The following is a 21,839-nucleotide window of genomic DNA, read 5'->3' as shown; positions in this document are numbered from 1 at the left end:
CGTTCGGCGTTCGCGGGCCGCGCATTACGCTGCTCACGTGCCCGAATCGAGCAACGGCCCCACCATCCTCATCACCGTCACCGGCGGTGACAAGCCCGGCGTCAGTTCCGTCCTGTTCGGGGTCCTGGCCCGCAAACAGGTCAGCATCCTCGACGTGGAGCAGACCGTGATCCGCGGTCGCCTCACCCTCGGCGTGCTCGCCGCCGTCGACGGTGACCCCGAAGACGTCCAGGAACTCGTCGAACAGGCCATGGCCACCGTCGGCATGGACGTGGCCGTGGAGATCACCGCCGAGCAACCGCCCCGCCCGCCGGCCGCCACCCACGCCGTGGTCCTGCTCGGCGCCCCGGTCACCGCGCGAGCGCTGTCCGCCGTCGCCTCGGCCCTCGCGGACCGGAACGTGAACATCGAGTCCATCGCCGGCATCGCCGACTACCCGGTGACCGCACTCGAACTCCTGGTCACCGTGCCCGGTGGCGCCGAGGCCGAGGCCGCCTTCCGTGCGGCGCTGGTGTCGGTGGCCACCGAACAGGGGGTGGACATCGCCGCGTCCCGCGCCGGTATCGCCCGCCGCGCCAAGCGGCTGATCTGCTTCGACGTCGACTCCACCCTGGTCCAGGGTGAGGTGATCGAGATGCTCGCCGCGCGAGCCGGTAAGGAGGCCGAGGTCGCAGCGGTCACCGAAGCCGCGATGCGAGGTGAACTCGACTTCGAGCAGTCCCTGCACGCGCGGGTGCAGAACCTGGCGGGGCTCCCCGCCGCGGTGATCGACGAGGTGGCGCAAGAACTGCAGTTGACCCCCGGTGCCCGCACCACCATCCGCACCCTCAAGCGGCTGGGCTTCCGCTGCGGGGTGGTCTCCGGCGGTTTCACCGCGGTGATCGAGCCGCTCGCCCGGGAATTGGAACTGGACTTCGTGCGCGCCAACACGCTGGACGTGGTCGACGGCGTGCTCACCGGCCGGGTGGTCGGGGACGTCGTGGATCGCCCCGGTAAGGCGCGCGCGCTGCGCGAGTTCGCGGACTCCTTCGGCATCCCGATCGAGCAGACGGTGGCCGTCGGCGACGGTGCCAACGACATCGACATGCTCTCCGCCGCCGGGCTCGGCGTGGCCTTCAACGCCAAGCCGGCGCTGCGCGAGGTCGCCGATACCGCGCTCTCGCACCCCTACCTCGATGCGGTGCTGTTCGTGCTCGGCGTGACCCGCGACGAGATCGAGGCCGCCGACGCGGTCGACGGTCATCTGCGGCGGGTACCGCTCGGCAGCTGAAGCGTCAGACCTGCTGGAAGGCGAGCACCGTCGGCCCGGATACCCGCACCTGCGCGCGCGACCGGTAGCGGGCGCCACCGGAATCCGCTCCGCCGCTCGGCTCACCCGAGGGCTGTGAGGTGTCGACGATCAACTGCCAGTCGTGGGTGCACGACGGTGGTCCGCCCAGCGTCAGCTCCGCCTCACCGCCCGCATGCCAGACGATCAGCGCGTCCTTGTCCGGCACCGACGGATCGTGACCGGGCACGCGCACATCCGAGCCGTCCACCCAGGCCTGCAATGTGCGTACCTGCGGTGACTGCCACTGCTCGGTGGGCATCTCGGTGCCGTCGGCGGTGAACCACACCAGATCGGGCTCACCGTCCGGGGTGGCGCGGCCCTCGAAGAACTCGTGCTGCCGCAGCACCGGGGCGGCGCGCCGGACCGCCGCGACCCGGGCCACGAAGGCGGTCAGGTCGTCGTCCGCGGCCTCCCAGTCCACCGCGTAGGCGTCGGCCGCCGGGGTTCCCTCCGGGACGCAGTAGGCGTTGTTGTTGCCACCCTGCGTGTGCCCGAGCTCGTCGCCGCCGAGCAGCATCGGGGTGCCGGTGGACAGCAGCAGCGTGGCCAGCAGGGCCCGCACGTGCTGCGCTCGCAGGTCCAGGACCGCGCGGTCGTCGGTCGGGCCCTCCACACCGTGATTGACCGAGTGGTTGTTGTTCGTGCCGTCGCGGCCGTCCTCGCCATTGGCCTCGTTGTGCTTGTCCCGGTAGCTGACCAGGTCGCGGGCGGTGAAACCGTCGTGGGCGGCGATGAAGTTGATCGACGAGAACGGCGTGCGCCCGGTCGCGCCGAACAGGTCCTGGCTCCCCGAGACCCGTGAGGCGAGATCGCCGACGGTGCCGGTGCCGGCGAAGAACGAACGCACGGTGTCGCGGTAGCGGTCGTTCCACTCCGCCCAGCCGGTCGGGAAGCCGCCGAGCCGGTAGCCCTCCGCGGTGGCGTCCCAGGGCTCCGCGATCAGCTTGCGGGTCGCCAGCAGCGGATCGGCTCCGATCGCCGAGAGCAGCGGCGCCCGGTGGTCGAACTCGATCACCGGTCCCTGCGGACCGGTGGCGGTGCGGCCGCGTCCGAGCACACTGGCCAGATCGAACCGGAAACCGTCCACCCCGAACGCCCCGGCGAAGTACCGCAGACTGTCGAGCACCATGCGCAGCGCCGCCGGAGACGCACAGTCCACGGTGTTCCCGCAGCCGGTGTAGTCCAGATCAGCACCATCGTCGAGCAGGTAGTAGCCGGGGGCGTCCAGGCCGCGCCAGGACAGCGACGGCCCGGTCACCGACTCCTCGGCGGTGTGGTTGTAGACCACGTCCATCAGTACCTCGAGTCCGGCGGCGTGCAGCGCGGAGACCATCGCGGCGAACTCCTCGACCTCGGCGCCCGCACGGGACGCGTACCGCGGGTCCGGTGCGAAGTACGCGCCGGTGGAATAACCCCAGTGGTTGCGCATCCCGCGCGCCCGCACCCCGGGCTCGGTCAGGCAGGCCTGCACCGGCAGCAGCTCGACGGTGCTCACGCCGATCCGGCGCAGGTGCTCGATCACCGCGGGCTGCGCCAGTCCCAGGTAGGTGCCGCGCAGGTGCTCGGGGACCTGCGGATGCCGGGCCGTGTACGAACCCACGTGCACCTCGCAGATCACGGTCCGCTCCCACGGGACCCGCGGGCCGGGCTCCGGGGCCGGCGGCGGGCCGGCGACCACGCTGAGGGGGATCTGGGCCAGCGAATCGGTGTCCGACGGTTCCCCGTCGTCCCGATACGGCAGCAACGCCGCCGCGTCGCCCGGATCTCCGTCGATCCGGCGGGCGTACGGATCGATCAGTGCCTTGTGCTGGTTGAACCGGAGACCGGCCTCCGGTTCCCAGGGGCCTGCCGCGCGCAGGCAGTACCGCGTGCCCTCCCCGATGTCCGGCACGAAGCCGTGGTGGATCCCGGCGGTCTGCGCCGGCAGGCGCACGCGGTGTTCGCGGCGGGCGCCGTCGTCGCCGGTCTGTACCAGGCAGACCCAGACGTCAGTGGCGTCCGGGGCGTGCACGGCGAAGTTCACCCCGCCTGCCTGCGGGTCTGCGCCGAGCGGGGTGGCGACTCCCGCGGACGGCAAGGCGTGGTCGGTGGACACGAGAACCATCCTGCCAACCTCAGCGGAAAGCGTGCGGCAGGATGGTGATGTGTCCTATTCCGTAGCCGCGTCCACCGCCTCCGAATACCCCGAATCCGCCGAACCCGACCAGGATCTCCTGATCGACTTCCGGCGGGTCAGCCTCAAGCGTGATGGGCGGACCCTGGTGGGCCCGATCGATTGGCGGGTGGAGCTCGACGAGCGGTGGGTGGTGATCGGCCCGAACGGTGCCGGCAAGACCTCGCTGATGCGGCTGGCCGCGGCGCAGGTCTTCCCGTCGACCGGAACCGCGCACATCCTCGGTGAGGTGCTCGGCAAGACGGTCGTGCAGGACCTGACCTCCCGGATCGGCGTGTGCTCGGCGGCGCTCGCCGGCCGGGTACCGGACGACGAGCTGGTCACCGACCTGGTGGTGTCCGCCGGATACGCGGTGCTGGGCCGGTGGCGCGAGCGTTACGACGAGGTGGACATCAGCCGCGCCGTCGACGTGCTCGAGTCGATGGGCGCCGAGCACCTGGCGAACCGCCGCTTCGGCACCCTCTCCGAGGGTGAGCGCAAGCGGGTGCTGATCGCCCGGGCCCTGATGACCGATCCGGAACTGATGCTGCTCGACGAGCCCGCCGCGGGCCTGGACCTGGGCGGTCGGGAGGAACTGGTGGCCCGTCTGGACATCCTCGCCCAGGATCCGGACGCGCCCGCCACGGTCCTGGTGACCCACCACGTCGAGGAGATCCCGCCGGGATTCACCCACGCGCTGATGCTCAAGGAGGGCGGCGTGGTCGCGCAGGGCCTGATCGGCGACGTGCTCACCGCCGAGGTGCTCTCGGAGACCTTCAGCCAGCGGATCGTGCTCGACTCGGTGGACGGACGGTACTTCGCCCGCCGAGCCGCACGCCCGGGCCGGCGGCGGCTGCAACAGTGAGCGGCGCGGGCGCCGGCCACCCCCGCGAACGCGCGGACGTCCCGGTGCGGCCGGCGGCCACCGTCGTGCTGCTGCGGACCGCGGCGTCGGGGCTGGAGGTCTTCCTGCAGACCCGCTCGAGCGGGATGGAGTTCGCGCCGGACGTCACGGTGTTCCCGGGCGGCGGCATCGAGCCGGCGGACGGGGGAGACCTGACGGTGACCGCCGTCCGGGAGACCCACGAGGAGTGCGGGGTGCGACTGGACCCGGCGCACCTGGTGCCGCTCTCCCGCTGGATCACGCCACCGGGGCGGACCCGCCGCTACGACACCATGTTCTACCTCGCCGGCCTGCCCGGCGGACAGACCGCGGACCTGAGGACCACCGAGGCGGTCAGTGCCGGATGGCGCACCCCGCAGGGGGCGATCGACGCCTGGCTGGCCGGCGAGTACAAGCTGATGGCGCCCACGTTCTCGCAACTGTTCCAGCTGTTGCCCTTCGACACCGCGGCGGCGGCGCTGCACTGGGCGGCACGATCGGCGGATCTGGCGCCGGTGGCGATGGTCGAGGGCGACCGGCCCGAGGACCGGCGCTTCCCGGGGCGCGCGGAGTACGCGGCGGGCACCGCCGGCGGTGCCGGCGGGGTCCGTTGACGGGCGTACCGGCGGGTAGCAACCGCAGTCCCGGCCGGCGCGACCGGGCTGCACGGTAACGTCGCGGGCATGACTGAATTCGTGACCCTGGAGACCTCGGACGAGCACCCCGGCATCGGCACCATCCGCTTGAACCGGCCGCCGATGAACGCGATCAACTCGCAGGTCCAGGACGAGCTGCTGGCGCTGGCCGCCGAGGCCAACAGCCGGGACGACATCAAGGCCGTCATCGTCTATGGCGGTCCGAAGGTCTTCGCAGCCGGCGCCGACATCAAGGAGATGCAGGCGATGGGCTACACCGACATGAGTGAGGCGATCGCCCTGCTGCAGGGCGGCCTGTCCGCGATCGCCTCCATCACCAAGCCCACCGTCGCCGCGATCACCGGCTACGCCCTCGGCGGTGGCCTGGAGGTCGCGCTCGGCGCCGACCGGCGCATCGTCGGCGACAACGCCAAGGTGGGAGTCCCGGAGATCCTGCTCGGGGTGATCCCCGGCGGCGGCGGTACCCAGCGCCTGGCCCGCCTGATCGGACCGTCGAAGGCCAAGGACATGGTCTTCACCGGCCGCTTCGTCGGTGCCGAGGAGGCCCTGCAGATCGGCCTGGTCGACGAGGTGGTGGCACCCGACGAGGTCTACAACGCCGCCCTGGCCTGGGCGAAGCAGTTCACCGGGGCCGCCTCGCAGGCCCTGCGCGCCGCCAAGCAGGCCATCGACCAGGGGCTGGATGCCGACCTCAATACCGGCCTGGCGATCGAGCGGCACCTGTTCGCCGGACTGTTCGCCACCGAGGACCGGACCATCGGAATGACCTCGTTCGTCGAGAACGGCCCGGGTAAGGCTCAGTTCACCGGCAGGTGACTCGGGCCGGTGACGCCGGGCTTGGGTGGGCACCTGACCGGACGGTAACCTGACGGAACCACACTTGTCGAAAGGCCTCCATGACCGACCAGCAGCCGGCCCCCAACCCGCACGCCACGGCGGACGAGGTTGCGGCCGCGTTCTCCGATACGAAGCTCGCCCAGGTGCTCTACCACGACTGGGAGGCCGAGACGTACGACGAGAAGTGGCACATCAGTTTCGACGACCGGTGCATCGACTACGCCCGTGACCGGTTCGAGGCCGCCACCGGCGGAGACAACGAGAAGCCCTACGGCCGTGCCCTCGAACTCGGCTGCGGAACCGGCTTCTTCCTGCTGAACCTGATGTCGGCGGGGGTCGCGGAGAAGGGATCGGTCACCGATCTCTCGCCCGGCATGGTCAAGGTGGCGCTGCGCAACGGTGAGTCGCTCGGGCACGTGGTGGACGGCCGGGTCGCCGACGCCGAGACCATCCCGTACGACGACAACACCTTCGATCTGGTCGTCGGCCATGCAGTGCTGCACCACATCCCCGATGTGGAGCAGTCGCTGCGCGAGGTGCTGCGCGTACTCAAGCCGGGCGGCCGTTTCGTGTTCGCCGGTGAGCCCACCACGATCGGCGACTTCTACGCCCGCTGGCTGGGCCGGATCACCTGGGCGATCACCACCAACGTCACCCGGCTCCCCTTCCTGGCGGACTGGCGCCGTCCGCAGGCCGAACTTGACGAGTCCTCCCGCGCCGCGGCTCTGGAGGCCGTCGTGGACATCCATACCTTCGATCCGGACGAGATGGAGGCCATGGCCGCTCGTGCCGGCGCGGTGGACGTGTGCGCCAGCACCGACGAGTTCACCGCCGCCTTCCTGGGCTGGCCGGTGCGCACCTTCGAAGCCGCCGTCCCGCCGGGGAAGCTCGGATTCGGTTGGGCCGGTTTCGCGTTCGGTGGGTGGAAGAAGCTCTCGGCGTTCGACGAGAACGTGCTCAGCCGCGTCGTGCCGCGCAAGTTCTTCTACAACCTGGCGATCACGGGTACAAAGCCCGAGTAGTGGACGCCGCCGGGCTGTCGTACCTTCGGTCGGCCGAAGGTGCCCAGGCGATCGCTGCGGCGGACCGCCTGGATCTGTCCGAGGCGTCCCTGCTCTCGGATGTGTCGACGGTGCGGGGCATCGCCGGTGCCTACGCGCCCGCGGTGATCGAACAGGTCCGCGCGCGTCGTCGCGCCGTCGGCAAGCTCGGCCCCGTCGAGAACTGGCTGCTCTCCGACGAGGCGGTGCAGCAGGCCACCCCGGCCGCAGTCGCCGAGCACCGGGCACGGCGACTGGCGTGGTTGTCGGTGCACGACGTGACCTGCTCGATCGGCGCCGAACTCCAGGCGCTGGTACAGGTCTGCCCGCGGGTGGTGGGCAGTGACATCGATCCGATCCGGGCCCGCATGGCCGCGCACAACGTGCCCCGCGCGCTGGTCTTCGTCGCCGATGCGCTCACCCCGACCACCACCGCGGATGTGGTGATAGCCGATCCGGCGCGGCGCGGCGGCGGGCGGCGGATAGCCGACCCGGAACGGATGTCACCGGCCCTGTCGGAACTGCGCGCCGCCTACTTCGGCCGCTCCCTGGCCGTCAAGACCGCACCCGGCATCGATTATCAGGGCCTGCGCCGCGAGGGATTCGACGGTGAAGTCGAAGTGGTCTCGCTCGACGGCGGCGTGCGGGAGGCGTGCCTGTGGTCCGGTCCGGTCGCCGTCCCCGGACTGACCAGGGCGACGGTGCTGCGCGGTACCGGTGGGTTCGAGGTGGTCTCCACCGCGCCGGGGGACGTGGACCCCGGCCCGGCGGGCGCCTTCATCGTCGAACCCGACGGTGCCGTGATCCGCGCCGGACTGGTTCGGCAGTACGCCGCCCGGCACGGGCTGTGGCAGTTGGACGAGCACATCGCCTACCTCACCGGCGACAAGGTCCCGCACGGAGAACGCGGTTTCGAGATCCTCGAACGACTGCCGTTCACCGAGAAGACGCTGCGGGCGGAACTGCGGGCGCGGGACGTGGGATCGCTGGAGATCCTCACCCGCGGTGCCGGCGTGGACCCCGATGTGCTGCGGAAGAAGCTGAAACTGCGAGGCTCGCAGCCGATGACGGTGGTGATCACCCGCATCGGCCGCGAGCTCACGGCCTTCCTGACCCGGCCTACCCGCTGACCGCGGGTGTGCGGCGGGTCTTGATCACCTGGATCACGACGTCGACCACCAGGAACAGGGCGAGGGAGATCGCCAGGTAGGGCAGCATCCACCCCACCGGGATCGCGATCAGCAGCGCAGCGATCCGCACCCGCCAGCCGACGTGCTTCCACGAGCCCAGGGCGGTGCCCACACCGCCGCGGGTGGGGCGGCGCTTCCACCACATCCGGTAGCCCATGATCACCATGCCGATGATGGCCAGCGCCGCGGCCAGCAGGGCGAGCTGCAGCGGCAGGCCGAACATGGTTCCCATGTGCAGGTAGATGCCCCACGAGGAGAGCTTGCTGAAGGTCGGTAGATCCGCGAAGTCCTGCCGGTCCAGGACGGTGCCGGTGGCACCGTCGACGGAGATCTGATCGGAGGTGGTGCGGCCGGTGACCCACCGCTCCGAGGCCTTCCAGCCCTGCCCCGCCTTGGCCGGCGGGTACAGCCGCAGCGGACCGGTCAGGCCCTCTGCGCGAGCGGTTTCCAGCACCCGGCTCACCTGCGTCGCGGGGTCCGCCAGCGCCGCACTGGCGTCAGCGCCGCCGGGCACCGCGGTACTGATCGGCGTGGCCTTCCAGTTCATCTCGGACTGGATCCACTTGACGTTCTTGCCGGCGGTTTCCGACCAGGTGATGCCGGTGACCGAGAGTCCGACCAGGGCGAGCGCGGCGAGGGTGCCGACGACGGCGTGGATGTTCATGGCGCGCAGGCGAGTGCCGCGCCGTGCGGGCAGTCCCGCGAGCATCCGCGGCAGCGCGGAGCGGTTCTTGGGCTTCTTGCGGTTACGGGTGGTGCGCCACCACAGGAACAGTCCACCCACGGTGAGCAGCCACAGCCAGGAGGCCGCGAGCTCGGAGTAGATCGCCCCGTACTTGCCGAGGTTCAAGTCCTTGTGCAGGCCCGAAACCCATTTCCGGAAGGGCAACTCGCCCGGTCCCGAGTAGCTGGCCAGGTCGCCGACGATCGCACCGTTACCCGGATCGACGAAGACCGCGCGCTCGGCCTTCCCGCCGATCGCAGGGTCCTTGAACAGCACTCGGGTGGGCTGGGTGGGGTCGTCCGAGGGCCATACCTGCGTGATCTTCAGGTCGGTGTGGGCGCGCTGCGCCACGTTCACCTGTTCCTGCAGCGGAATGTGCTGAGCGGACGCGGGCACCGTCAACGCCGACCGGTAGACCACCGACTCGATCGCCGGGGTCATGGCGTACAGGCCGCCGGTGACGGCTGCGATCAGGATGAACGGTGCGATGAACATGCCTGCGTAGAAGTGCACCCGGGCGACGAGCGCCTGCACCTGGGTGAGCACCGGCGGGAGTCTTCGCGGGGGCGGGGCGGGTGCCTTCGCAGGCTCGTGCTGCGGAGTATCGGTGAGGGTCATGCGGTCCGTTCCTTGCAAATGGGCTGTCAGCTGATTAGTCGGGGCGCCGGCACCGGGAGTTCCCGCCGAAATGTCCGGACCGACCGGATCGCCGATCGGGGCGCGGAGGTGCCGTGCGACCATGAGCGGTATGGATCCGTCGCTCCGCTGTGATGTCGAGATGTTCCACGTCATGGACGTGCTGGCCGCCGCAGCGCGCCGCCGCCGGACCCACGGTGACGTGATCTCGCTGGCCGCGGGCCAGCCCAGCGCAGGCGCTCCCCGGCCCGTATTGGCAGCTGCCCGAGCGGCTTTGGACGCCGGGCCGCTGGGGTACACGGAGGCGATGGGGATCGCCGAGCTACGGGAGACGATCGCCGAGCACTACCGCAGTGGTTACGGTCTCGACGTGCCGGCCGAGGCCGTCGCGGTGACCACCGGATCGTCCGGTGCGTTCACCCTGATCTTCCTCGCCGCCTTCGACGCCGGGGACACCGTCGTCATGGCGCGGCCCGGGTATCCCGCGTACCGCAACACGCTGGCGGCGCTGGGCTGCCGGGTGGTCGAACTCGACTGCGGGCCGCAGACCCGCTATCAGCCGACGGTGCAGATGCTCGAACAACTCGATGCGCCGCCGAAGGGGCTGATCGTGGCCAGCCCCGCGAACCCCACCGGCACCATCCTGGCCCCGTCGGAGCTGGCGGACCTGGCTCGCTGGTGCGAGCAACACGGCACCCTGCTGATCTCCGACGAGATCTACCACGGTGTCAGTTACGGGCGGCCCACCGCGTGCGCCTGGGAGTACTCCCGTGAGCAGGTGGTGATGGGCTCGGTGTCGAAGTACTTCGCCATGACCGGTTGGCGGCTGGGCTGGATGCTGCTGCCGGAGTACCTGCGTCGCCCGGTGGAGCGGCTGACCGCGAACATGACCATCTGCCCGCCGGCCATCGCACAGTACGCGGCGGTGGCCGCCTTCTCCGAGCAGTCACGCGCCGAACTCGACGAGCACGTGGCCGGGTACGCCCGCAACCGGGAGATCGTGCTGGCCGGGCTGCGCGAGCTGGGCGTGACCGAGGTCGCGCCTCCCGACGGGGCGTTCTACGCCTACGCCGACATCGGTCACCTCACCGACGACTCGCCGGCCTGGTGCGCCCGGGTACTGGACCGGACCGGGGTGGCGATCACTCCGGGCCTGGATTTCGACCCGGTGAACGGGCGCCGCACCATCCGGATCAGCTTCGCCGGCGCCACCGACGAGATCGACGAGGCGCTGATCCGTCTGCGCCCGGTGTTCTCCGGTCCGCGCGGGTGAGATTCGCCGCTGGTGATCGGCCCCCAGCGGTCAGGCCCGGGCGGTCAGGACGACGGGGCCGTCCTCGGTGACGGCGACGGTGTGCTCGCTGTGCGCGGCGCGGGACCCGTCGGCCGACCGCAGTGTCCATCCGTCCGGATCCACCACGATCTGATCGGTGCCCGCGCAGAACCACGGCTCCAGGGCCAGCGTGGTGCCGGTACGCAGCAGCATGCCCTTGCGCGCCTTGCCCGTGTTCGGCACGTGCGGGTCCTCGTGCATGGTCCGGCCCAGTCCGTGCCCGCCGAACTGCGTGTTCACCGGGTAGCCGTACTCCTTCGCGGTCCGGCCGATCACCGAGGAGACGGTGCCGAGGCGGTTACCCGGGCGCATCTCGTCGATCGCCGCGTCCAGGGCCTTGCGGGTGCACTCGATCAGCCGGGTGTCCTCGTCGCGCGGGGTGCCGACACTGACGCTGCGGGCGGCGTCGGCGACCCACCCGTCGATCGAGACGGCGATGTCCACGGTGAGGAGGTCACCGTCGGCGAAGACGTGCTCGTGCGGCAGGCCGTGCAGGCAGGCGTCGTTGACCGACAGGCAGGTGACGTTGCGGAACGGGCCGCGGCCGAACGACGGTGCGTAATCCCAGTAGCAGGACACCGCGCCGCGCTCCTCGATCATCGTCCGCGCGCGGTGTTCGAGCTCCATCATGTTCATGCCCACCTCGGCCATACCGGTCAGCTCGTCGAGCAGCTCGGCGATGAAGGCACCGGTGGTGCGCATCTTCGCGATCTCGGCGGCGGTCTTGAGCTCCATCATGGAGTCAAAACTACCGCCGCCGGTCAGATCGCCACCATCCGTGTCGCAGCCGACGGGCTGCGGCGGCCGCGGATCGAGATCAGTTCCCGGGCGTGGGCGTCCATGGCGATGTCACCGGGCAGGCCGGGTTCCCACCGCCGGACCGCGGTGGCGTCACCGTCGGCATCCAGTGCCGCGAGCACGTGCAGCGAGTCGGCCGCCGGTTGCGGTACCCGCTCGTGCGGCCAGCAGGCGCTCACGTGCACCGAGATGTGCATGGTCTGCCGGCCGGTGTGCAGCAGGCGCGAGCGCACCTCGATCACCTGGCCGATCTGGACCGGACGGTAGAAGCGCACCCCGTCGACGTACACGGTCACCGCCTCACCGCCGCTCCATCCGGCCGCGCACAGGTACGCGGCATCGTCCATCCAGCTCATCACCCGGCCGCCGTGCGCCTTGCCGCCCCAGTTGATGTCGGTGGGTGAGGCCAGGAACCGGGTCACCCCGCACTGCGCCTCGGTGTGCTCGGCGTAGTCGACGGTGCTCATCGCCGCCTCGACGCGCTTGCGCACCTCGGTGCGGGACTCCGCCTCCCGGGCGGCGCGCACGTCCTCGGCGAGCACCGGTACCCACTGCCGCACCGGAGTCGGCCTGCCGCGGTCGTCGACGGCGACGAACACCAGCAGGCACGAGCTGGCGACGGTGAACGTCCCGATCCTCGGATCGGCCGAGGCCACCTCGCACTGGATGTGCATGCTGGAGCGGCCGGTGTGGACCAGTGTGGCCCGGACCTCGACCACGTCACCGGAGGCGATATCACGTCCGAAGCCGATGTTGCCGACGTACGCGGTCACCGAGTACCCGCCGGACCATGCGGCGGCGCAGGCGTACGCGGCCTTGTCGATCCACTCCAGGATGCGGCCCCCGCGGACACCGCCGCCCAGCGTGGCGACATCGGTCGGGGCGGCGAGGAAACGCAGCGTGATGCGGCGATCGGTGATGGGCATGAAGGCCTCCTTCGGCGAGTCGATGAACCATCTTCAGACGGTCGGCGAACGCACGGAGGGCCGGGGGGAGGTGGTGCGCAGGGTGAGACGCGCAGGAAACAGGCACGGTCACACGCCTGTAACCTGCGCGGATCGGTGCGGGTTACTCGGCCACGCTGTCGCCGGTGCGGCGGCCGGAGGTGAAGGCGTAGACGGTGCCGTCGTCGGTCACCGTGACCAGCTCACCGTCGGGGCCGATCGAGACGCCCGAGGCGGACGCCACCGAGTCCGGGAGGTCGAAGCTGCGCAGGGTGGTGCCGGTGTCTGTGCGGAACTCCAGGAGCTGGGTCTGTACCCGCGCCCACGACCGCACCACCGCGTAGCCGATGTCGCCGCGGATCTGCGTGACCGGTGAGACCAGGGCTACGTCGGTGCGCTTGAACGTCTCCCGGACGGTGTCTCCCTCGTCCTTGAGTGCGATGAACGGCTTGCGCTGCAGGCCCGGTGCGGCCGGGATGACGATGCCGCCGGGCGCCACCGACGGCGGTGTCGAACTCTGGTAGCCCAGGTCGTGGATCCACTCGGTGGCGCCGGTCTTCGCATCGAGTGCGGCCAGTTTGCCCGAGCGCAGGTTCACGTACAGCCGGGAGCGGTCCGCCGACAACGCGGGGGAGCCGATCACCCCGTCGGCGATGTCGGTCCGCTCCCAGGCGTAGCGCAGGTCGTGGCGGCTGCCACCGGTGCGGCCGTAGTCGACGGCCATGATCTTCGACGGTGAGCCGCCCGGGGCGACCACCACGAAGGCACGTTGCGCTTGGGTGTCCACCGCCGGTGGACCCGACACCGGGCACCGCGGACCATTCTTCGCGCAGTCCTCGAGACCGCCGCCGTTGTCGTCGGCGGAGACCTTCGGCACCAGGCCGATGGCGGCGCCCGCGGCGACGCCGTCGTGGGAATCCACCAGCACCATCTGGCCCAGGTGAGTCACTGCCAGGACGGTGTTCTCACCAGCCAGTTTGATCCACAGTGGAGCACCGGCGGTGGGGTAGCGCCAGCGGACCTGGTTGTCCGGGTTGAAGCTGTAGAGCCACCCCGGGATGCCGAGGTAGGTGTACTCGAACTGGTCCACCACGGGGGCCTGTAGGTCGGCGCCCGGGGCGTCGCGGCGGCAGTAGGTCTTGCGGCCCACCGTCAGTTCCAGGCTGAACGTCGAGCAGCCGGTCTCGGTGCGCGCGGTCACCGAGACGGTGCCGCGGTTGGAGATCGCCGGCGGTACCGTGTTCGGCCCGGCGAGCGCCCGATCCCATGCCGGGACCAGCGACGATGCGGCGTCCCTGTCGGCGTAGGAGTTGTTGCGCGAGTCGCCGTACATGCCCGGCCAGGCGGCGGAGTCGTCGGCGTACACCCAGGTGTCGTCGGGGGAGCAGGAGACCAGGAGCACGGCGGCAGCCATCGTCGCGCCCAGTGTCAGCGCGCGCCTACGCAACCGCATGTGTCTCCTCGATCGTCCGATTCCGGCACACAGAGTATCGCGGCGACCTTCCGGGATCACCGGGGTGCACCGCCGGATAGGGTTGCCTGCATGACGAGCATGTGGAACGCCCCGTACCGGTCGCGGTGGCGGCACGCGCGCCAGGCGGACGCGCAGGCGCGGTTCCTGACCCTCGCGTCGCTGCGCTGGGTGCTCAAGAACAAGGCGTACACCCCCTGGTACCTGGTGCGGTACCTGCGCCTGGCGAAGTTCCGGCTGGCGAACCCGCACATCGTGCTCAAGGGCATGGTGTTCCTGGGGAAGAACGTGGAGATCCACGCCACCCCGGGCCTGTCCCGGATGGAGATCGGCCGGTGGGTGCACATCGGGGATTCGAACAAGATCCGCTGCCACGAGGGCTCACTGCGGATCGGTGACAAGTCCGTCTTCGGGCGTGACAACGTGGTCAACTGCTACCTCGACATCGAGTTCGGCCCGGCCTCGCTGGTCGCCGACTGGTGCTACATCTGCGACTTCGACCACAAGATGGACGACATCAACATCCCCATCAAGGACCAGGGCATCGTCAAGGGCCCGGTGCGCATCGGCGGCGACACCTGGGTCGGGACGAAGGTCACCGTCACCCGGAACACGCTGATCGGGCACGGCACCGTACTGGGGGCGCACGCGGTGGTCCGCGGCGAGATCCCGCCGTACTCGATCGCCGTCGGATCCCCGGCCCGGGTGGTGAAGAACCGCAAGCAGATGTGGGACGAGTCGATCGCCGAGCGCGCCGAACTCGAGCGCGCCCTGGCCGATATCGAGCGGAAGAAGGCCGACGCCCGCGGTCTGCCGAAGTAGACGCGGCCGAACCGCCGCGGTGGCCACCGGGCGGTGGAGGTGCGGGTCCGGCGATCACACCGGGTTCGTCGGATCCCGCTCCGGTAGCGGCCGCTCGTCGATCACCCGGCGGCCGAGCGGATTGCGGGGCCGGCGTTTCGCAGCCAGGTACACCTGCGCGGTCTCGCGCGCCACGGCGTCCCAGGTGAGCTCCTCGACCTCGGTGCGCGCCGCCTCCGCCCGACGGTGCGCGGCCGCCGGATCGTCGAGCACGGTGCGGATCGCCGCCGTCAAAGCCGGTACGTCGGCGGGCCGGACCGAGAGCCCCGTCTCGTCGGTGCGGATGAAGTCGGCCAGGCCGCCCGCGGTGGTGGCGATCACCGGGATCCCGGTGGCGGCGCCCTCCAGGGCGACGATGCCGAAGGGCTCGTACCTGCTGGGGATCACCAGCGCATCGGCCGAGTGCATCTGCGCCACCAGCTCGTCGTGATCCAGGGCTCCGGTGAACTCGACGGCGCGCAGCACCCGGTGCTCGCGGGCGACTCCCGCCAGCCAGTCGGCCTGAGTGCCGTGACCGGCGACGGTGAGCGTCGTCCCCGGGTGCGTGCGGCGCACCCGGGCCAGGGCGGCGATGAGGTCCTGCACGCCCTTCTCGTATTCGAGCCGTCCCACGTAGAGCAGCCTGGGTGCACTGCGGCGCGGGGCCCGCTCGGCCCGGCCGCGGTAGGGCCACAGTGAGGAGTCGATGCCGTTGGCGATGGTGTGCAGCTGCGCCAGACCCGGCCCGAACAGGCGGTTCACCTCGTCGGACATCGACCGCGAGCAGGTGATCACCGCATCGGCCTCGTTCGCCAGCCACCACTCGGTCGAGTGCACCTGCCGGTTCACCGGACCGGAGACCCAGCCGCTGTGCCGGCCGGCCTCGGTCGCGTGGACGGTGGCCACCAGCGGCGCGTCGAAGGTCTCCGCCAGCCCCACGGCGGCGTGCGCGGCCAGCCAGTCGTGGGCGTGCACCACGTCCGGCACCCACGGGCGCCCGACCGCCCCGGCGCCGTGCAGTGCATCCTCGCCGGCAGTGGGATTGAACCCGGCCAGCCGCAGCCCGGCGCGCAGCATCGAGTGTCCCATCGAGAGCACCCAGGGCAGCATGTCGGTGCCGAAGTCCAGGGCCAGAGGGTCCTCCGCGGCCATGATCACCCGGACCCCCTCGACGACGGTGTCGCTGGTGGGGTGGCTGCGCGGATCGGTGCCGGTGGGCTGGCGGGAGAGCACCACCACCTCGTGGCCCTGATCGCGCAGTTGGAGCGCCAAGTGGTGCACGTGCCGGCCCAGGCCGCCGACGACCACCGGCGGGTACTCCCAGGAGACGAGAAGGACGCGCATGTCAGAAGTCTCCCACTGGATCGAGGTGGGGCGCCGGGAGACGCCGCGCATCGAGCCCGGGGAACGGACCGTCGGCGCGGCGCCAGGCGCTCGCGAGTGCGGTGGCGCGTGCCTCGTCGCCGCGTTCGGCGGCCTCGGCGATCTCGCGCAGGGCGTGGGCGTGCTTGTAGGCGCGATCACGCGCGTACCCGGCGGCGGTGTCCTTGGACACCATGAACGGCCAGTCCGATTGCAGGCACATCAGGGCCTCCTGCAGCACCTGATCGCTCACCGGATCACGGGTGGTGCGGCCGCGGTCACCGAAACGCTTGTCCAGCACCCGCAGTACCGTCGCCGAGATCTCCTCGTTGAGCGCGACGAACTCCGCCACCTGCGGTCCTTCCCAGACCCGCCAGTCCTTGCCCGAGCCCCACGAGCTGGCCGGGATCTCCCGGGCCCGGCCCACGTAGCCGGCCTCGGCGGCCGATCGCAGGGTGCCCACCCGGACCCCGGCCTCGGGGAGGGCGCGCAGCACCCGTTCGAGCCAGATCGGTCCCTCGTACCACCAGTGTCCGAACAATTCGGTGTCGAACGCGGCCACCACCAGTGCGTCCCGGCCGATCCGGTCGCTCTCGGAGCGGATCCGCCGCACCACGGTGTCCACGAAATCCGCGACGTGCTTGTCGATCGCCGCGTCGGCCTGCGCCGGATCGTAGGGGGCCTTGTCGGCCTCGGCGACGGATTTGCCGGTGACCCGGCTCGGCTTGAGGCCGGTGCTGTGGTCGTGCGCGTAGAAGTCCCGGTAGGCGGCGTGCCCGGGATAGCCGGACTTCGGTGACCACACCCGGTAGCTGACCGGCAGGTCCCGGCCGAAGGCCAGCACCGTCGAATCGCCGACCGGCCGCGCCAGTGCGGTGTCCCCGCCGAGGGTCGGGCCGTCGACCATGAAATGGGTGACGCCGGCGGCCTGGTAGCCGGTCTCCATACCGGGCTTGTAGGCGCACTCGGGTGCCCAGATGCCGGTCCGGGCGGGGGAACCGAACCGGGCCGAGCCGTAGGCCAGTCCTTCGCGCAGCGACAGTTCCCGCAGGCGGGGATGCAGCAGCGGCTGGAACGGATGCGCCAGCGGACCGCCCAGCAGTTCGACGGTGCCGGCGTCGGCGAGGCGGCGCAGGACCGGGGTGCCGCCGTGGCGCCATCGGGTCTCGAACGACTCCAGTGCGTGAGCGGCGTTGCGGTGCTCACGGGCACCGAGCTCGGCGGATCCGGGCCGGCCCGACAACGCGGCCTCGTGGGCGCGCAACTGCCAGTTGCCGAGGTAGTGGTGCATCGCCTCCAGGCAGTAGGGATCGTCGAGCTGGGCGGCCAGCACCGGGGTCACCCCGAGGGTGAGCTGATCGGTGCGTCCCTCCGCGGCGAGCCGGTCGAGCATCTCGGTCATCGGCAGGTACGACGCCGCCCACGACTGGTAGAGCCATTCCTCGCCCACCGGCCAGGCGCCGTGGTGCGCGAGCCAGGGCAGGTGCGAGTGCAGGACGAAGGCGATCATCCCGGGTTCGCGCGCTGCGCTCACTCGCGCGGCTTCCGCGCGTAGAAGAACAGATCCAGGCTGTCCGGGGCGTCGGCGCGCAGGTCGAAGTCCTGCGCCGCGACCGCCGCGACGTCGGCGGACAGTTCCGCCGGCCACGCCTCACCGGCCAGGGAACGGTCGATCTGTGCGTCGATGAAGCTGCCGCCGTAGCGCCGGTCCAGCTCCGCCAGGCGGGGGCCGTGGAAGACGCCGAGCTTCTCGGTGACCTCCAGACCGGCCTGTTCCAGTAATTCGGTGAGTTCGCCGGAGTTCAACTCGCGGGTGTGGAACGGGTTCAGCGGCGTATCGCGGCCGGGGGAGAAGGTGATCCGGTTCGGGGTGGAGATCGCGAGTTCACCGCCGGGGCGCAGTACCCGGGCCACCTCGCGCAGGAAGCGCGGCTGATCCCACAGGTGCTCGATCACCTGGAAGTTCACCACCGCGTCCATCGAGGAGTCCCCGAGCGGGAGCTCGTCGAGGTTGCCGTGCAGCATGGTCACGGCGGGGTAGGCGGCTTTGACGTGTGCGACGGCCGATTCGTCGTAGTCCAGGGCAGTCACGCGGGCGCCGGCCGCGGCCAGCATCGCGGCACCGTAGCCCTCGCCGCTGCCGGCTTCGAGGACGGCGCGCCCGGGGTAGCGGTCTTCGATCGCCAGGTAGGCGATCTCGTGCCGGCGGAACCAGTAGTTCTCCTCGGGAATCCCGGGAACGGTTCGCTCGCCGGTCAGGGGCAGCGGGTCACACATTCTGCCGAGCCTAGTCCTCCCGATGGCGTGGGCCAGCCCACATAGACAGTTACCCTACGGTAACTTACTCTGGCGTTAAACAATGTCGTGAGGCGGTGCTAAATTCGTGGCAGAGCCTGCGACGGGGAGGTGTCTTCCCGCTCGCAACGGCAGTGTGAGAATGTGCCCTACGAGTATCCGATGACGCAGGAGGTCGACGAAGACCAATGACGAACGTAGTCGTACTGATCAAGCAGGCTCCCGATCCCGGGTCCGAGCGCAAGCTGTCCGATGACTTCACGGTCGATAGGTCGATCGACCCGTGGCTCGAGGAGATCAACGAGCGTGCGGTCGAGCAGGCGCTCCAGATCAAGGAGGCCAACGGTGGCGAGGTCACGGTCCTGACCGTCGGCCCGGCGAGCGCGACGGACGCGATCCGCAAGGCGCTGTCGATGGGCGCCGACAAGGCCGTCCACGTCCAGGACGATGCGATGCACGGCTCGGACGCCATTCAGACCGCGTGGGTCATCGCCCGTGCGCTGGGCACCGTCGAGGGTGTCGAGCTGGTCATCGCCGGTAACGAGGCCACCGACGGTCGAGTCGGCGCCGTCCCGGCGATCCTGGCCGAGTACCTGGGACTGCCCCAGCTCACGCACATGCGCAAGCTGACCATCGACGGCGACTCGATCTCCGGCGAGCGCGAGACCGACGAGGGCATCTTCGCGCTCGAGGCCTCCCTCCCGGCCATCGTGTCGGTGAACGAGAAGATCAACGAGCCGCGCTTCCCGTCCTTCAAGGGCATCATGGCCGCCAAGAAGAAGGAGATCTCCGTGCTCTCCCTGGCGGAGATCGGCGTGGAGCTCGACGAGGTCGGCGGCGCGAACGCCGGCACCTCGGTCTCGAGCGTGACTCCGAAGCCGGCCAAGGAAGCGGGCGAGAAGGTCGTGGACGAGGGCGACGGCGGCACCAAGGTGGCCCAGTTCCTCGTCGGTCAGAAGATCATCTAAGACCACCCTCGACCCACACTTAGAAGGAGAGAAGCCGTTATGGCAGACGTACTCGTCCTCGTCGAGCAGGTCGACGGGAAGCTGAAGAAGGTCACCGCAGAGCTGCTGACCGCGGCCAAGGCGCTCGGTGAGCCGGCCGCCGTCGTGGTCGCCGCGCCCGGCACCACCGACGCGATCGCCGAGGATCTCAAGGCCGCCGGTGCCGCGAAGATCTACCGCGCGGAGTCGGCCGAGGTCGACAACTACCTGGTGACCCCGAAGGTCGGCGTGCTCGCCGAGCTGGTCGAGAGCCAGGGTGCCGCCGCGGTCCTGACCGCCGCCACGTTCGAGGGCAAGGAGGTGGCCGGCCGGCTCGCCGCTCGCCTGGGCTCCGGCCTGGTCGCGGATGCGATCGCTGTCGGTCCCGGTGGCGCCGCCACCCACTCGATCTTCGGTGGCGCGTTCACCGTCGAGGTCACCGCCGGTGGCGACACCCCGGTCGCCTCGCTGCGTCCGGGCGCCGTCGAGGCCGACGGTGTCGCCGGCGCCGGTGAGATCACCGATGTCGCGGTTCCGGCCGAGGCCGAGAACGCGGTCAAGGTCACCTCGCGGCAGCCGATCGAGGGTGGTAGCCGTCCGGAGCTCACCGAGGCGTCGATCGTCGTCTCTGGTGGCCGCGGCGTGGGCTCGGCCGAGAAGTTCTCGGTGGTCGAGGAGCTCGCCGATTCGCTCGGTGCCGCCGTCGGTGCCTCGCGTGCCGCCGTCGACTCGGGCTTCTACCCGGGCCAGTTCCAGGTGGGGCAGACCGGTAAGACGGTCTCGCCGCAGCTGTACATCGCCCTGGGCATCTCGGGCGCCATCCAGCACCGTGCCGGTATGCAGACCTCGAAGACTATCGTGGCCGTCAACAAGGACGAGGAGGCCCCGATCTTCGAGATCGCCGATTACGGCATCGTGGGCGACCTGTTCGACGTCGCGCCGCAGCTCACCGAGGCCGTGAAGGCTCGCAAGGGCTGAGGAATTCATTGCCCCGGTCGGCGGGCTCACATGATCGTCGCAACACCACCGTCAGGTGGGAAGTTGCGGCGATCATGTCGTATCAGGAGGAGCTGCGAGAGGATCGGGCGAGGGCGTGCGGTCGGTGCGCAAAGCGTGGCCAGCTTCTTCAAGGGTGGTTCAGTCGGGTAGGGCGGGCAAGTCACGCATAGGGTAAGCCTCTCGTGTCCAAGAGGCACTGGACCGAGCTTGCACAATGCAGTGGCGACGAGACCCTGATAGAGTTCCGATCGTCACCTATCAGGTGGCGACGGTACACACGTCGAAACTACGACGCCACAGAAAGGGTGCTGCATTGGGTGGGTACCTGGACAGCTCGCTAGAGGATCTCAGAAATGCCGTCGAGCCGATCGCGTCGTACGTCACTCCGCCGATTGCGGTTGCCATCCCATTCTTTGTCGTCTTCATATTCGTTGAATATGTCGCACTACGTGTCATAGCGCGCGCCGAGTCAGGTGCACCGAAACGTCGAGGATACCAGGCATCCGACGCCGCAACGAGTATCTCCATGGGAGTCGGATACCTGATTGTGGCGGGCGTGTTCCACACGGTGTCACTGGTTGGCTACAGCGCTATATATCAAACAGTGCCGTGGAAGTTGTCGTCGTCCGACTGGAAAACGTGGATCCTGCTTTTCATTGCGATAGATCTGTTGTGGTACGCAGTACACCGCTTCTCGCACCGCATTCGCATAGCTTGGGCGGCGCATCAGGCTCACCATTCGAGCGAGAATTTCAACTTGACGACAGCATTGCGCCAAAAATGGAACCTATGGTTTGAGACTCTCGCGTGGACACCACTTCCGTTCATGGGAATTCCGCCCTGGATGATTTACATCGGATTCTCGATAAACCTCGTCTGCCAGTTCTGGGTGCACACGGAGTCCATTGACAGAGTCTGGAGGCCGATCGAGTACGTCTTCAACACTCCCTCGCATCATAGGGTTCACCACGGGAGTGACCCGGAATATCTCGACAAGAACTATGGCGGTATCCTCATCATTTGGGACCGTATTTTTGGCACCTACGCCGAGGAAAAACAGCGTCCAACATACGGTCTGACCAAGCCGGTAAACACACACAACCTGATACGTCTTCAATTTCACGAGTACGCCTCGATCGCGCGAGATGTCAAACATGCTCGCGGGTGGCGGGAAAAGATCGGTTACACTTTCGGGCCACCCGGATGGCAGCCACCTTCAAGAACAACACCCGCGCGTGAACAAAGCCACAATAAAATACTACATCCGTGAGCCGGAATTTAGTTAATGGTTAGCTGAGCAAATATGACTGGTCAACGGTGGGGTGTCTGGCAGGACAGGTACCTCACCGATCTTTGGTCTCTG

At 69.5% G+C, this 21,839-nt stretch carries 19 protein-coding genes; 11 read left to right on the top strand and 8 right to left on the bottom strand.

Features of this window, described 5'->3' with window-relative positions; genetic code table 11:
• Positions 1-37: 37 nt before the first annotated feature.
• Positions 38-1,270 (top strand): phosphoserine phosphatase SerB, encoded by a 1,233-nt coding sequence (gene serB, locus ACYVHG_RS04240; protein WP_461166178.1) that lies wholly within the window; start codon positions 38-40, stop codon positions 1,268-1,270.
• 4 nt (positions 1,271-1,274) lie between these two features.
• Here the strand turns inward: serB and glgX are convergent, their stop codons facing one another.
• Entirely contained in the window at positions 1,275-3,434 is a 2,160-nt protein-coding gene (gene glgX / locus ACYVHG_RS04235) for a glycogen debranching protein GlgX (protein WP_461166177.1), read from the bottom strand.
• 40 nt (positions 3,435-3,474) lie between these two features.
• On the opposite strand from glgX, the gene ACYVHG_RS04230 reads away from it, so the two are divergent.
• From ACYVHG_RS04230 to ACYVHG_RS04210, 5 genes are all read left to right on the top strand, one after another.
• Entirely contained in the window at positions 3,475-4,347 is an 873-nt protein-coding gene (locus ACYVHG_RS04230; protein ID WP_461166176.1) for an ABC transporter ATP-binding protein, read from the top strand.
• Positions 4,344-4,979 carry an NUDIX hydrolase gene (locus tag ACYVHG_RS04225; RefSeq protein WP_461166175.1) on the top strand — a complete coding sequence of 212 codons (636 nt, stop codon included), beginning with the start codon at positions 4,344-4,346 and terminating at the stop codon, positions 4,977-4,979. Before ACYVHG_RS04230 ends, ACYVHG_RS04225 begins: the two co-directional genes overlap by 4 nt.
• Positions 4,980-5,048: 69 nt before the next feature.
• A complete protein-coding gene (locus ACYVHG_RS04220; protein WP_461166174.1) occupies positions 5,049-5,837 on the top strand; it encodes an enoyl-CoA hydratase/isomerase family protein in 789 nt (262 codons plus the stop codon).
• 80 nt (positions 5,838-5,917) lie between these two features.
• Positions 5,918-6,880 carry a class I SAM-dependent methyltransferase gene (locus tag ACYVHG_RS04215; protein ID WP_461166173.1) on the top strand — a complete coding sequence of 321 codons (963 nt, stop codon included), beginning with the start codon at positions 5,918-5,920 and terminating at the stop codon, positions 6,878-6,880.
• Positions 6,880-8,028: a class I SAM-dependent methyltransferase gene (locus ACYVHG_RS04210; protein WP_461166172.1), complete on the top strand. Its 1,149-nt coding sequence runs from the start codon at positions 6,880-6,882 to the stop codon at positions 8,026-8,028. Before ACYVHG_RS04215 ends, ACYVHG_RS04210 begins: the two co-directional genes overlap by 1 nt.
• Here the strand turns inward: ACYVHG_RS04210 and ACYVHG_RS04205 are convergent.
• Positions 8,018-9,430, bottom strand: coding sequence for a PepSY-associated TM helix domain-containing protein (locus ACYVHG_RS04205; RefSeq protein ID WP_461166171.1), 1,413 nt, complete (start codon positions 9,428-9,430; stop codon positions 8,018-8,020). The genes ACYVHG_RS04210 and ACYVHG_RS04205 overlap by 11 nt on opposite strands.
• Before the next feature lie 121 nt (positions 9,431-9,551).
• Between ACYVHG_RS04205 and ACYVHG_RS04200 the strand changes: the two genes are divergently transcribed.
• Positions 9,552-10,721, top strand: coding sequence for an aminotransferase class I/II-fold pyridoxal phosphate-dependent enzyme (locus ACYVHG_RS04200; RefSeq protein WP_461166170.1), 1,170 nt, complete (start codon positions 9,552-9,554; stop codon positions 10,719-10,721).
• A gap of 30 nt (positions 10,722-10,751) precedes the next feature.
• On the opposite strand, the gene map is transcribed toward ACYVHG_RS04200, so the two are convergent.
• From map to ACYVHG_RS04185, 3 genes are all read right to left on the bottom strand, one after another.
• Positions 10,752-11,519: a type I methionyl aminopeptidase gene (gene map, locus ACYVHG_RS04195; protein ID WP_461166169.1), complete on the bottom strand. Its 768-nt coding sequence runs from the start codon at positions 11,517-11,519 to the stop codon at positions 10,752-10,754.
• A 23-nt stretch (positions 11,520-11,542) separates the two neighbouring features.
• Positions 11,543-12,505, bottom strand: coding sequence for an acyl-CoA thioesterase (locus tag ACYVHG_RS04190; RefSeq protein ID WP_461166168.1), 963 nt, complete (start codon positions 12,503-12,505; stop codon positions 11,543-11,545).
• A 142-nt stretch (positions 12,506-12,647) separates the two neighbouring features.
• Positions 12,648-13,976, bottom strand: a complete 1,329-nt coding sequence (locus ACYVHG_RS04185; protein WP_461166167.1) for an outer membrane protein assembly factor BamB family protein — start codon at positions 13,974-13,976, stop codon at positions 12,648-12,650.
• 90 nt (positions 13,977-14,066) lie between these two features.
• Here ACYVHG_RS04185 and ACYVHG_RS04180 point away from each other — a divergent pair, with 90 nt between their 5' ends.
• On the top strand, positions 14,067-14,816 hold the full coding sequence (locus ACYVHG_RS04180; RefSeq protein ID WP_461166166.1) for an acyltransferase: 750 nt from the start codon (positions 14,067-14,069) through the stop codon (positions 14,814-14,816).
• A 54-nt stretch (positions 14,817-14,870) separates the two neighbouring features.
• Here ACYVHG_RS04180 and ACYVHG_RS04175 read toward each other — a convergent pair whose 3' ends face one another.
• Genes ACYVHG_RS04175 through ACYVHG_RS04165 form a run of 3 tightly spaced genes read right to left on the bottom strand, consistent with a single transcriptional unit; the run spans position 14,871 to position 18,473 of the window.
• Positions 14,871-16,178, bottom strand: a complete 1,308-nt coding sequence (locus ACYVHG_RS04175; RefSeq protein WP_461166165.1) for a glycosyltransferase family 4 protein — start codon at positions 16,176-16,178, stop codon at positions 14,871-14,873.
• A 1-nt stretch (position 16,179) separates the two neighbouring features.
• Positions 16,180-17,706, bottom strand: coding sequence for a 1,4-alpha-glucan branching protein domain-containing protein (locus ACYVHG_RS04170; RefSeq protein ID WP_461166916.1), 1,527 nt, complete (start codon positions 17,704-17,706; stop codon positions 16,180-16,182).
• A gap of 20 nt (positions 17,707-17,726) precedes the next feature.
• Positions 17,727-18,473: a class I SAM-dependent methyltransferase gene (locus ACYVHG_RS04165; protein ID WP_461166164.1), complete on the bottom strand. Its 747-nt coding sequence runs from the start codon at positions 18,471-18,473 to the stop codon at positions 17,727-17,729.
• A gap of 206 nt (positions 18,474-18,679) precedes the next feature.
• On the opposite strand from ACYVHG_RS04165, the gene ACYVHG_RS04160 reads away from it, so the two are divergent.
• The 3 genes from ACYVHG_RS04160 (at position 18,680) to ACYVHG_RS04150 (ending at position 21,746) form a co-directional block, all read left to right on the top strand.
• On the top strand, positions 18,680-19,459 hold the full coding sequence (locus ACYVHG_RS04160; RefSeq protein WP_461166163.1) for an electron transfer flavoprotein subunit beta/FixA family protein: 780 nt from the start codon (positions 18,680-18,682) through the stop codon (positions 19,457-19,459).
• Positions 19,460-19,498: 39 nt separating this feature from the next.
• Positions 19,499-20,455, top strand: coding sequence for an electron transfer flavoprotein subunit alpha/FixB family protein (locus ACYVHG_RS04155; protein WP_461166162.1), 957 nt, complete (start codon positions 19,499-19,501; stop codon positions 20,453-20,455).
• A gap of 388 nt (positions 20,456-20,843) precedes the next feature.
• The gene (locus ACYVHG_RS04150; protein ID WP_461166915.1) at positions 20,844-21,746 is read left to right on the top strand and encodes a sterol desaturase family protein; all 903 of its coding nucleotides are present in this window, start codon (positions 20,844-20,846) and stop codon (positions 21,744-21,746) included.
• Positions 21,747-21,839: the final 93 nt, after the last annotated feature.

Source organism: Tsukamurella serpentis (genome assembly GCF_054780975.1).
The sequence above is the reverse complement of the archived record's forward strand: the minus strand, read 5'-3'. Positions and strand labels throughout refer to the sequence as shown.

Bases quoted from the DNA above. Each gene is read 5' to 3' on its own strand.
- ACYVHG_RS04175 (WP_461166165.1), bottom strand. From the start codon at position 16,178: ATGCGCGTCCTTCTCGTCTCCTGGGAGTACCCGCCGGTGGTCGTCGGC.
- ACYVHG_RS04190 (WP_461166168.1), bottom strand. From the start codon at position 12,505: ATGCCCATCACCGATCGCCGCATCACGCTGCGTTTCCTCGCCGCCCCG.
- ACYVHG_RS04185 (WP_461166167.1), bottom strand. From the start codon at position 13,976: ATGCGGTTGCGTAGGCGCGCGCTGACACTGGGCGCGACGATGGCTGCC.
- ACYVHG_RS04180 (WP_461166166.1), top strand. From the start codon at position 14,067: ATGACGAGCATGTGGAACGCCCCGTACCGGTCGCGGTGGCGGCACGCG.
- ACYVHG_RS04220 (WP_461166174.1), top strand. From the start codon at position 5,049: ATGACTGAATTCGTGACCCTGGAGACCTCGGACGAGCACCCCGGCATC.
- ACYVHG_RS04200 (WP_461166170.1), top strand. From the start codon at position 9,552: ATGAGCGGTATGGATCCGTCGCTCCGCTGTGATGTCGAGATGTTCCAC.
- ACYVHG_RS04205 (WP_461166171.1), bottom strand. From the start codon at position 9,430: ATGACCCTCACCGATACTCCGCAGCACGAGCCTGCGAAGGCACCCGCC.
- ACYVHG_RS04170 (WP_461166916.1), bottom strand. From the start codon at position 17,706: ATGATCGCCTTCGTCCTGCACTCGCACCTGCCCTGGCTCGCGCACCAC.
- ACYVHG_RS04165 (WP_461166164.1), bottom strand. From the start codon at position 18,473: ATGTGTGACCCGCTGCCCCTGACCGGCGAGCGAACCGTTCCCGGGATT.
- ACYVHG_RS04160 (WP_461166163.1), top strand. From the start codon at position 18,680: ATGACGAACGTAGTCGTACTGATCAAGCAGGCTCCCGATCCCGGGTCC.
- map (WP_461166169.1), bottom strand. From the start codon at position 11,519: ATGATGGAGCTCAAGACCGCCGCCGAGATCGCGAAGATGCGCACCACC.
- glgX (WP_461166177.1), bottom strand. From the start codon at position 3,434: ATGGTTCTCGTGTCCACCGACCACGCCTTGCCGTCCGCGGGAGTCGCC.
- ACYVHG_RS04155 (WP_461166162.1), top strand. From the start codon at position 19,499: ATGGCAGACGTACTCGTCCTCGTCGAGCAGGTCGACGGGAAGCTGAAG.
- ACYVHG_RS04215 (WP_461166173.1), top strand. From the start codon at position 5,918: ATGACCGACCAGCAGCCGGCCCCCAACCCGCACGCCACGGCGGACGAG.